The sequence below is a fragment of the Streptomyces synnematoformans genome, assembly GCF_039531005.1.
GTDB classification, from domain to species: Bacteria; Actinomycetota; Actinomycetes; order Streptomycetales; family Streptomycetaceae; genus Streptomyces; species Streptomyces synnematoformans.
In genome coordinates, this window is sequence record NZ_BAAAPF010000233.1 from 1 (window position 1) to 11,630 (window position 11,630).

The following is an 11,630-nucleotide window of genomic DNA, read 5'->3' on the forward strand; positions in this document are numbered from 1 at the left end:
GTTATGCGGTCTGTCAACCTGTCTCAACGCCGAGGTGTCTCACAGCTGATCTACGTCCTGGCGGCGTGATCATCGCCGCTTGCACCAATCTCAGAGCGGTCCAACGCCTCTCTCCGCATCGTGTATCACCACCGGGCAGGGGGAACGGCTCAAGGGCCCGCATGCAGCAGGCCAGCCCACAGGGTCGGCACCCTGGGGTACTTCGTGTGCAGGACGCGGACCGTGTGGTTCACGGCCTCCGCTGGGCCGACGGTGCTGAGTCGTTGATAGACGAGACTGGCGGCTTCGACGGCGATTTCATCGCTGATCGGCCACAGGGTGCTGATCACATGCCGGAATCCGGCTAGCTGGAAGGCGCCGGCCAGATGCGCGGCCTCCTCGGTGAGACCGACAACGCCCTGGGATGTACTGCAGGCGGACAGGTAGGCGATGTTCGCCGCTCCGACGCGCCGCCGGGCGATCTGAGGCATGACAAGGGGGCCGTCGTGCAGCAGCAATGCGCTGCGTGACGCGTTGCCGGGGTCGGCGCTGGCGTGACAGGCGAAGTGGGCGATGTTGATGTCGGCGTCAAGGCGGTGGAGCACCTCCGCTTGCGTGGCTGTGGGCCCTTCGACGACCTGTGCGTCGCCGAGCAGTTGGGCTACGGCTTCAGCCTCGTGCCGGACACCGGGCAGGGGTGCTGCTCCCGGGCCATCCGGGACCGCGACGACCAGGGAGGAGCCGGAGCGGATCGGTCGGCGGCGGGCCTGGAGCAACGCACTGAGCGTTGGAGTGTAGGAGCAGATGGCGAGATCGGGCAGGAACCCGTTGCCGTCCCGGTCGGCCGCTGCGTGCAGTGGCAAGAAGGACAACAGTCCTGTGGCGCACCACCACATCCGCTGCGCCGAGCCGCCGTCGTGTGGAGTAAGTGTGAGGGCGTCTGCGATGGGGCGGGCCACTGCGTGCCACAGCCAGTGCAGCAGGTCCCGGATCCGTTCACTGGCCGCTGCCTGCTCCCGGGCGTCGGTAGAGTGCCGTGCCGACTGCGCGCTCATGAGGTCGTGGAAACGCTGCCGACAGCGCTGCTCGGTCAGGTCAGGAAGAGGGAGCACACTGATGCCCGTGGATGTGACGAGAAGGGCGTCGCAACGGTACGCGCTGATATTGATGACTGCGACTGGTCCTTGTGATGCGGTCTGTCGCAGCTGGTCCGCGGGCACGGGGCGCAGGAAGTTCTCGTAGCTGGGGAGTGCGCGGATCTCTGCGACGATCGCTTCGAAGGCCCCGTCCAGTTCGTGCCGCCGGTCGGAGTTCTCGCCACCCGTGGTCTCCGCCTGGTTCCCGGTATGCGTCCCGCCCCCCGCTTCGGCAAGTTTGTCATGCCACACGGTGTCACGTGCCTCGATGATGTCCTGGAACCGGCGGGCCGTCTGTGGGTGTTCGGCGGCCAGGCGGTCTGTCGTAGCGTCGCCAGCATGTCCCACGGCGCTGCGGGCCAGCAGGATGCCGCGCCCCTGTTCGAGCAGTTCCAAGGCGAGTTCGGGAAGACCGGTGTTGAGGGCGCAGGCTGCCGCGTCGCTCGCCAGGTTGCCTCCGCCTACCAGCTCACGCTGTTGGTCCAGGAAATGTCCGCGGGGGGATGCGAGTTGCGGCAGCAGGCCGAGGGCTCGGCGGAAGGCCGACAGCGCAGTGTGCCAGTCGGCACCAGCGGCGGCGAGGAGACCTAGTTGGGCGTCAATGCTGACCCGGTCGGAGGGGGTGAGCTCGTTGACTTCCCGAGCGCGGGCCAGCATGGTGTACGCCTCGCTCCGGTCCGCTGCTCTGCCGTCTTGATCAAAGCGCAGCTTCAGTGCCAGGCCCAGCGTGGCGCACTGGCGGCCGTAAGAGAAGCCGTTGGAGCGTGTCTCTGCTGCTACGACCTGACGCGCAATTTCGACCGTTTCGTTGAGATCACCCGGCAGACCCTCGTGATGCCCCTGCACGAGCAGGTCAGCAAGCAACGGCAAGAGCGTGCTCCGATCAGCGTCCGAGCAATCCGACTCAGCGAGGAGACCCTTGATGAGGTGGATGGCCATCTTCAGCTCGAAATGGCCGCCTTCGGCCTTACTTCCTTCGGCGAGCAGCTCTGCTTGCCTCGCACGCAGGGCAAACCTCTCGGCGGCGGTCCTCTCGTTCACAGTAGATTCCATGCCGATGGCCAGCTCAGTGAAGAGGTCACGGTTGCCGGTGACTAGCGAGAGCTTGGCGAGTGCGCTAAAGCGGTTGGCGAGATAATTTGGGTCGTCCGCATCAAGGGTACGGACAGTGTTCCGCAAGAGGCGTGCAGCCTCGGCAGCCGAGTTTCTGTCCCTCGTAACGCGATACCGTGCGTATAGCGCGTCGGCCAACACCTCATTCATCCTGGATTCCTCAGAATCTGGAAACATACTTGCCTGTCGGGCGAGGCTGATGAGACGGTCGATGAGGTGGATGTCCGCAGCGTTACGCTTGAGGAGCGCCGAGAGGGAATTGACCAGGCTTGTGTGGTTCATGCCATCCTGCTCTGCACTCCCCGTACCTTTTTCGAGGGCGCGCTCCAGGAAACGGATCGCGTCCTGTAGATCGCTGCTATCCCGTTGCCTGGTGACCAGGAATCTATGAAAGTAGGCGGCGCCGAGGCGGCCGAGGACGAATCCATCGACATCGGGTGTGATATCGACAGCGGGGCGAAGGACATCGATTTGCAAGTCGAGAATGGATAGGTCCGGATTCTGGATCGAGGGGTCGAACATGGAGGTGCGCAAGTCGAATGCGGCCGCTAGATTGTGCAGTGCATTTCCGTAGTGGAATTCGTCGACGGGAATTTTCCGGCATGCCTGGGTCAGCAGACTAATGATCTCATCGAGCGCTACTTCAGATTTCTGGTTCTGCTCCTGGAACAACATCGCGGTGCCGAGGTAGTGGCGTGCTTTCGCGATAAGCAGGTGGCCAGCCTCATAGTTCTGGAGGGCATTGATGGCAGCCTGAAGTAACTGCTCTAGGAACGCCATTACCTTGTCGCCGAAGCCAATCGAGCTGCTCCTCAACTTGAGACTGCCGATCGCAAGGCCACAGATCTCCACTTTGAGGCCGATGTCGAGGGGTCTGTACGTCTGGCTGGCTGACAGCGCTTGGGGAATTATCACGGACAGATCCTTGTGCCGCTCCCCGGTAGCTCGCTCCCAAGTCAGCAGCGCGGAGATGAGCCCCACCAGGTGGCTTCCCTGTTCGATCCTGCGCGCTGATGCGTCGTCGAGAGAGGCTCGGAAGGCGGTGACAGCACGGTCCAACGTGGCCGGGTCAGGACTGTGCTGGGAGCCTGCTCCCGAGCGCAGCAGAAGCAGGTCGCCCATGCAGCGCTGCCACTGCGCGTGGTCCTGATGCCCGGGAGGGCGGAATTGAAGCATGAGGCGCAGACAAAGCACAGCGCCTTCGATGGCCAGCGGACTCTCCCTGATCCGAGGATCGTCTGAAGTGAACGCCGCCTGGGCCAGATTGTCGGTCAAGCCACTGACAATGTCCGGCAGATCGGGCTGTTCACCGAAGATCTTGCGGATCACCTCTTCTACCCCGGAGGGCAGGGAGGCGGTGCCATCTGCCAAGCCAAGGACGTAGAAGCAGAACAGACCGATCATCAGCTCATGGAAATCTACGGGCGTTCCTCGAAGCACCTTGCGATGCCAGCAGAACCAGCCCACAGCGTGGAGATTCTCCGACCTGAACTCAAAGACTTTGTAGTCGGCACTCTCGTGCAAAGCGTCTGCCAGCGTGTTCGCCGCGTCCAGGACCGCCATGGGCGAGAGGAGAACACTGCCGTCGGAGTCCTCCTTGAAGGCGCGCAGCCGGTCCTCCAGCCGCTCCAGTGCTTCCGATGCCATCAGGCTCCCTTTCGGATCTGTGCGCTGATCGACGCGCCCACGTCGGTATCCAGTGGCCGATGTTCGGCTGTCACACCAAGGCGCAGGCCGAGTTCGGGGCCGTAGACATCAATGACAGACTCGATGAGGTCAGCGAACCCAGTCGCCGTATCGCGGCCCTTCCGCCATGCCACCAGGACCATCCCCAGGCCGAGGACCGCGCCCGGCCACCACCAGCATCCAGCCAGAAAATAGAGTGCCCCCCAGCCGGCTAGGCTGCTCGCCGAGTCAAACGCCGCCCGCGCGGCGCTGCACTCCGTACGAGCCTCTTCCGGCAGCACGAGCCACAACCGAGGCCAGCAGAAACCGAGGTCGATGCGGTACTCAGACCAGACCCGCATTTCGGCCGCGGCGAACCGGTCACCAATCCACGTCGGGCGAGCCGGCCGGGCCAGCGAGATCCGGTTGCGTATCGTGGCCAGTTCAGCGAGCCGCCGCACGGCCACCGCATCGATGCGGGGCGTCTGGCCGTCAAGGCGCAGGAGCTCCGCGGCGTACCGGTCGTGAGCGGCATCCCAGCGGCGGGATCTACGGCGCACCAGCCACCCACCCCCGCCCCAAGTTCCGAGCCATATCCACTGGATGGCTGATCCGAGCGCAGTCGCCGCATAACCAGCTGCCGACGATACGGCCACAGCGGCAACGAGGAGCAGAACCGTCCCGGCGGAGCCCGAGCGCTGCGCGGCACGCGCCAAGCTCTCGAGTCCCGAGAGTGTCTGTGCACCGTCCAGGGCGCCGTGGTGACCGGCAGCGTGGGCGACCACAAGCACCGCCGTGTACAGCAGCCCAGGCAGAACTAGCAGTGTTAGCCAGGTGTCGGCGAACTTCTTCGCCAGCACGGGCAGGACGGCCTCCACGCCTATACCGACCGCGGCACGAGGGGGCTATGTTCGAAGAGTGCGCACAGCGGGACCGAATCACCCGGGGCACGTACCTCCTTGCGGGCGCAGCCGCCGTTGGGGCACACGTAGAGGTGGCCCAGGTGCTGGGGGATCGGTGGGCGGGGCAGTGACACAACACGAGGCGACACGCTGATGTCGACGCCGAATCTGTGTGCCAGGGCCAACAGGCGTTCCCGCACTGGCTCGTCGGACCCGGCGCGCGCGATCTCCTCGAGTTCCGTCACAGCGTCAGTCCCGTCCGCCAAGGCCAGCTCACGTAACGAGAGGTAGCGCTGGCACAGCCAAGCGCGGTACTGCGGCTCTGTATCCCCCATGAAGCCAGGATAGTTGAGCGAAGGCGCAGCAAACGACGGCTGCACGGAATCACCACCGGTTGGTGCCCAGGATGGAAGGAACCGCGGGGCCGCCAGGCGCCCACGGACACGTTCCACGAGGGTGCCTACAGCTCGACGTCATCGATGTGGGCTGGCCTCCCTGCCGTATCGGTCTGTGGCGGGCGCCTGCCCGTGTGAGGGTCAGCGGCGCCGGAGCTCGCCGCAGATGATGCCGCCGTCGAACATGTCGTACTCGGACCCCGGGGGGCGCAGTGGTGTACCTGAGGAGGTCGCATAAAGCCCGTGGCGTAAGTGCACGACGGCAACGAGCGCCTTCCTGCCGCGTCTCGCGGCCACGCGAACCGGCAGGTCGGGGCGTCCGGTCAGGGCGAGAAACGGCTGTGGACCGGCAGTGCCGTGACGTTGTCCCCGGACTGCCGCAGCCGTTCGAGGAGACGGGCGTTGTGGGTCTCCAGTTCGGCGTTGCGCAAGGTCAGGACCTGGATCTGGTTGGCGTAGGTGGCCACGGTGTCCCTCAGCTCGCGGACCTCGGCGGCGTGCTCGCTGCGAAGCTCACGCTCCGCCTTCTTCAACCGGGAAACCTCCGCCCGCAACTCCTCCGGTTCCGGGCGGCGGGTCTGCGGCGCCTCCAGGATCTCCTTCACTGCCTGCGCCACCGGCGAGCGGTAGTAGGAGGCGCGGGAGACACCGGCCTCGGTGCACAGGTTCACGACCGTGATCTTGCCGTCGGTGAGTTCGGGCAGCCCGTGCATCAGCCGCTCGAACGCCTCCATCAGCGTGCGGTCGATGGCGGTGAGCACTTTGCCGCTGGTCGAGAGCCGGTCGAAGGTGTGCCGGATACGCAGCCGTGTCTCTTCGTTCACACCGACTTCGCGCCTTCCTTGGTGTCGTCCGTGGTGATGGTTTGGATGAGTTCATCGAGTTCGGTGGCGTAATCGGTCAGGGCGGTCACCTGCAGCCGGGGCAGAGCTTCGCGTTGCTTCTTGGGCAGGTCCAGCACTGTGAGGGCCTGGTCCCGTGCAGTGCTGAGCCGGGGCAAGTGCACCGCCGACCGGCGGGCGTTGGGGCAGTGCAGACACATGTTGTGCAGTGGCAGGGGACGGCCGAGGGCCTTGGCGCGCTTGCGGCAGACGGCTGTGGCAGCCTGGTAGAAGCAGTCGTTGAGCACTCCGGGGTGAAGCGTCTTGGTCAGGTGCTGCAGCATCGTCCGCAGCCGGGCGGAGGATGATACGACACCGGGCAGGTCCCCGAGTTCGCGGCGGATCCGTTCGAACTCCGCCGAGATTCGCTCGGCGGCCCCGCCAGCAGATGCGCCGCCGTCGCTCCAGTCCTGGTAGAGGTCTTCGAGGTAGTCCAGCCGGGCAGCCGCTTCGTTGCTGGCCACCTCGGCAGCGAACCCGGACTCCGACGTCCCGGCATACCCCTCGAACATGGCAGTTCGGGCATGTTGGTACTGGCGTGTTCCGGCGACGACGCCGAACGGCTGGTGCGCGATGTGCCATGCCACGGTGCGTCGGAACTGGACCGTGGTGAAGGCCCACGGCACCCCTTCGCCGTACTCCGCTGCGTCCTCCTCGGCGTCGGCCTCTTCCTTGCCGTCGGGGTTGTCGGCGTCCGGGTCGTCATCGAGTTCGACCGCGCTGGTGTCGTTGGGGACGAATAGCTCCTCGTCGGTGCTGAAGAGACCATTGAGGTGGTCGCGGAAGCGGCGGAGCCGTACGGGGATGGCTTGCATCAGGGCGAAGCCGGTCTCCCGAGGGCCCCAGCCGAACAGATACTGCGGGCAGTTGTTGATCGCCCGGAGCACCTCGATGGCCTGATGTACGATCTCCAGCACGACCCACTCGGACTCGTCCCCGCTGAGCTTGCGGTGCTTGTAGACTCGTCCGCGAATCTTGTAGCGGGGGCGGCCGTCGTCCCCCGGCTCGGTGAACGCGCAATCGCGGCTGAGTTCGCGCACTTCAGAGTCCCTCATACCACTGAGGTAAGCGATCACCGCCCAGCAGGCGGTCCTCAGATAATGCAGCTCGATGTTCACGCTGAACGGATCCAACCGAGGGCGCCAGGGACGGCCGGACTCCGGCCAGGGCGAGATGGGCGAATCCAGGCCGCCGGGTTCGTAGCCCAATTCGCCCCCGGCCTCGTCGATCATCCGCCGCAACCCAGGGTCCGCCGAGTACCCCCCGATCAGCAGCTCGATGAACGCCACGTTCGGGGCCTGGACGATACCGTCGACCACGGGCACATCCGGCCTCAGGTGTGCCATCTCCGGCGGCAGCGCGGGCAGTCCGCGGCCGGCGGCTCGGCGCTCGGCGGCAAGCGTTGCGAACATGGCCCGGCCCCGGCCGTAGGCATACGGTTTGCGCTCCGCCGCCGCCCGCAGGTCTTCCAGCATGCGCTGGGCCGCCAGGATGTCCTTGCTGGCGGTCGTCACGTAGAACACGGCTCCCCGCAGGTAGGGCGCCATGATGTGCTCAGGGATGCGGTCGGTGGAGTTCTCCTTCGACCGGGGCGGCCGGCCGGCGACCGCAGCGGCCGAGCGACCCGGCCAAGGATGGATCGTCAGCCGGTCCCAGCTCAGGAACGGCCCATGGGCGGACAACTGCTTCAGCGTCGTGACCAGGCATGCCGCGGTCTCGACAGACCCGGTCTTCCACTGGTCGAGCACGGCCACCAGGTGATCACGTCGAACGTCTGAAAGCCGAGACGCCCCGACCGCCCGCAGGTCGGCCAGGACCGCGCGCAGGCGGTGCATTTCCTGGACCGCCCCGGTCAGCTTCAGCGGTTTCACCCGGGAGGCGCTCATGTAGCTGGCGGGGATACCGCGTCGGAAGCGGGAGAACAGGCATTCCTTGGTTGTGCGAACAGCAATCTCGTCGGCGAAACCTGAGGAGAAGTCCAGGCGGGCTTTGGTGGTGGTACGCAAGACGAAGGGCCGCAGGTCCCAGACCGTCTCCCCGAACCGGGGCCCGCGGCCCGTGCCCTTCGAGGTGAGGTGCTTGGGCAGCACGTACTCGTCGTCCGCGACGCCCGGGGCGGCGCCGACGCCGAGTTGAGGGGCGAGGGTCATGTGGTGAGCTCCAGAAACTGGGTGGGCAGTGACAGGCGGGGCCCGGCGGCCTCGGCGATCACGGTCGCGGTGGCGATCTGCTCCGTGCTGAACTTCGGGCGGATGCCGTGGACGATGCGCTCCCAAGGGAGCCCGTAGCGGGCCTGCCACTCTGCGGTCGCGTACTCCTCGCGCTGCGCCTCCAGGAAATCGAGGAACGACAGCAGGCTGGGCAGGTGCCGGGTGGTGAACACGGCATTCGGGCATTCCAGGCAGCCCCAGATGGCGACGGGACACCCGGCTCCCTTCTTCAGCGCGAAGGGCGAGTCGTAGTAGTCGCGGCAGGAGGCGAGCCACACGTCGTTGTCCGTGCCGAGTGCGACCCGCACTTCCTCCGGTTGCAGCACATCGCCGCCGTCGTCCAGGCGGCTTCCGTCGTCATCGAGCACGACCGGCGAGGCCAACGACGCGTCGAGGGCTTCCCTCAGTCCGTTCTCGACCGCCTGTTCGTGAACCTCACGGTGAGCCTCGATATCCGCGTAGTGACCGGCGGCGACGTCCTTGGTGTGGCCGGAGACGAAGTCGTCGAGGATGCCGCCGGCCCGCAGGTAGTTCCGCGACTTGTGGCTCTTGCGCAGGCGCCGCATGTCCATCGACACCGCGCCGCCCCCGCGGTCCGCCAATTCGTCGATCTCGTGGCGGGCCATCCACACCCCTGCGTCACGACTGATGTGAGAGCGGCCTGGCCCGCGGAGATAGACCGCGCGGACCTCGTTGTCCATGACCACGTTCCACAGCCCATCCGAGCCGGTAATCTCACGCGCGCGCTGGGTCAGCCGCAGCACGAGCCGGATCAGGCCGCCCGGGAAGTGGAGAGCCCCGCCGTCCGCCACGCGCATGGTCTTGTGCGTGTGGACGCGGGCCCGCTTCTTGACGTAGGCGATGCTCACGAACCCGCGCGCCGGATTCACCAGACAGTCGGTCCGTAGCTTCTTCGCGCACTCGGGCTCCAGCCCGGTCTGGCAGATCAGCAGGGACAGAAACGGCACCATGTCGGCCTTGGTCAAGAACAGATGCGAGTTGAGCAGCCGGATGCCGCCCAGCGCGACAACCTCCTTGTACCGTCGGCGGTGCTCCGGGGTGAGCGGCCCGTGGTGCGTGATGTACCAGAGCACGTTCTCCAGCCGCCCCCAGCCGCCGGTCTCGGGATCCTCACCCCGCTCGGCCAGGCGCTCACCACGCAGGATCCGGTCCCGAATCGCGCGCACATCCACCAGCGCGGCGGCTTCGATCCGCTCGAACACCGGCAGCGGGTAGGCGTCCAGCGGTTTGCCCGCAGCACGCTCCGCCGTTGTCGCCGTGAAACCGATCCGGGCCTGCATTTCTGCGCTGAAGATGTCCCCGTCCTCCGCGTGGATGCCGCGCAGCAGCCGCACGATGTCCGTCAGGATCGTGTAGGGCTGCCCGCTGCCCTCCGGGAACTTGTTGACCAGGTGTTCTTCGAAGGCGTCCAGCAGTTCCGGCTCCAGGTCGCCGGCCGTGAGGTCGTCTGCCTCCGTCTGTTCGGCCGCGGCGACGAAGCCCACGAACAATCGGACGGAGGTGATCATCCGACGGAATGCATACACTCCGCGCCGCGTCCCCTCGTCGCCGCCGATCCCGCTGAGCACACCGGCCAGCGCGCGGACCAGCCGTAGACAGGGCATCTGCGACAGATCGAAGTGATGCTCTTCGTGGTCAAACCGCAAGGTGAAGGCGACCGGTCCGATCCTCGGCACTGGTTCCGGCGGCGCGGACACATCCGGCACCGCGGGGAAGCGGACCCGCCGCGAGCTCACACTGCCTCCACTTCCACACGGGCCGCCTCCAGGGCGGCGACTTGCGCGTCCCACTCGGCGAGGGCGGACAACACGATCTCCTGGAACTCATCCAGCAGGTCCAGGTAGATGTAGACCGTCGACTCCTGCGCATGGCCGAGCAGCTTCGCCAGCTTGCGCATCGGGCTGCCGAACAGCAGGCGCTTGAGTTCGGCGCGCGTGAAGTGCCGGTCCTCGCTCTGGCCGAGTGCCCGGATGGTCTGCCTGAGCATCAGCCCAAGCATCTGAACAGCGAAAACGTGCCTCAGGACGTGGGGGGTGACCACTAGGTCGATCCCAAACGAAGCACACCGCTCGTTCGCCCGCCGGAACGCGGACTGCCACGTCGACGGCTTCAGTGGCTGGCCATCCTCACCCAGCCACAGCGCCAGCGGCTCCTGGGGGCGCCCCGCTGCATCGACGCGGAACAGCTTCCGGCGTAGCTCGACGCCGATCTTCGAATACGACCAGGCCCGGGTGCTGCCCGCGACGGTCAGCGCGTGCCGGCCAGCCCGCCGCACCGGCACGAAGTCCTCGACCTTCCCGAAGTGCCCGCGAGCCCGTGCCCGCTGCATCACCGCGTCCCGCTCGATGGCCAGGTAGTGGTGCCACGACCGCAGCGTCCGCAGGTTCGCGTAGACCGTCCGGGCCCTGTGCCGCTTGGTCACCGCCGACGACAGATGGACATCGCCCCGGACCCGGCTGCCGGCCACCGGCGGCAGCTCGGTCGTGAGCAGACTCGCCCCCTCGCCGAGCCGCATCCCGGTGTAGACGAGCGAGTCCGCGAACAGCGCGTTGCGCTCGTCGTGCCGCCCCCGCCACGTCGGATCCGGACGCCCGTCGGGCAGTTCGCCCCGCAGCCCGACGTTCCGCCACAGCAGATAGTCGACAAACTGCACGATACGCAGCGGCTCTTCGTCGTCGTCCACGTCGTACTCGGCGTTGACCCGCACCCGCTTCGGGCCCTGCGGCGTCATGACCGTCTTGTCGACGTACCGGAACGGCTCCCGCGTCAGCAGCTCCTCGTAGAGCGACCACTGCACCCACTTGTCGAGCGCCGCGATCGACCTCCGCCAGGTGGAGGCCGAGACCGTGCCCGGGCCCTCCATCCGCAGCCGGACCGCCTTGTACGCCCTCAGATCATCGCTGTCGGTCTCCCAGATCGACTTCCCGCCCCGCGACTCGTGCAGGAACCGGCAGTACAGCATGATGTCGCGCATGTAGCCCTTGTGGCCGTTGTCCGACCGCACGCCCCAGCTGTCCAGCTCCCGGCCGAACCTGTTCAGGTGCACGTCGTAAGAGCCATCGGCTCCGAGCATGAACCGCTTGCCGTCGCGTACGCCAGCCCGTTCCAACACGGCGGACGCGTCGAACCCCAAGTCTCTGCTCGCCCGTGCCGCCGACGTGCGGTGCATCAGGACGACAGCTTCCTGATCTTCCTCCTCTACCGGATCCTTCTCATCCTCGGCATCAAGGACGGACGACGTACCTGTGCGCTCCATGTAGCCCCTTGAGACAGCAGTTGCACCCACGTAACTGCGTGATCTGTGAGACAGATTGAAGTGCCAACATAA

At 66.3% G+C, this 11,630-nt stretch carries 6 protein-coding genes; all 6 read right to left on the minus strand.

Going from position 1 to position 11,630, the window contains the following annotated elements:
- Window positions 1-149: 149 nt before the first annotated feature.
- The 6 genes from ABD317_RS26740 to ABD317_RS26765 all read right to left on the minus strand — a co-directional run bounded on the left by ABD317_RS26740 (window position 150) and on the right by ABD317_RS26765 (window position 11,414).
- Window positions 150-3,875 (minus strand): CHAT domain-containing protein, encoded by a 3,726-nt coding sequence (locus ABD317_RS26740; RefSeq protein WP_344292760.1) that lies wholly within the window; start codon window positions 3,873-3,875, stop codon window positions 150-152.
- Window positions 3,875-4,771: a hypothetical protein gene (locus tag ABD317_RS26745; RefSeq protein ID WP_344292762.1), complete on the minus strand. Its 897-nt coding sequence runs from the start codon at window positions 4,769-4,771 to the stop codon at window positions 3,875-3,877. Before ABD317_RS26745 ends, ABD317_RS26740 begins: the two co-directional genes overlap by 1 nt.
- Window positions 4,772-5,513: 742 nt before the next feature.
- The gene (locus tag ABD317_RS26750) at window positions 5,514-6,014 is read right to left on the minus strand and encodes a hypothetical protein (protein ID WP_344292764.1); all 501 of its coding nucleotides are present in this window, start codon (window positions 6,012-6,014) and stop codon (window positions 5,514-5,516) included.
- On the minus strand, window positions 6,011-8,221 hold the full coding sequence (locus ABD317_RS26755) for a hypothetical protein (protein WP_344292766.1): 2,211 nt from the start codon (window positions 8,219-8,221) through the stop codon (window positions 6,011-6,013). The genes ABD317_RS26750 and ABD317_RS26755 overlap by 4 nt, the downstream gene beginning before the upstream one ends.
- On the minus strand, window positions 8,218-10,038 hold the full coding sequence (locus ABD317_RS26760) for a hypothetical protein (protein WP_344292768.1): 1,821 nt from the start codon (window positions 10,036-10,038) through the stop codon (window positions 8,218-8,220). The genes ABD317_RS26755 and ABD317_RS26760 overlap by 4 nt, the downstream gene beginning before the upstream one ends.
- Window positions 10,035-11,414: a tyrosine-type recombinase/integrase gene (locus ABD317_RS26765; protein WP_344292770.1), complete on the minus strand. Its 1,380-nt coding sequence runs from the start codon at window positions 11,412-11,414 to the stop codon at window positions 10,035-10,037. The genes ABD317_RS26760 and ABD317_RS26765 overlap by 4 nt, the downstream gene beginning before the upstream one ends.
- Between the last annotated feature and the right edge of the window lie 216 nt (window positions 11,415-11,630).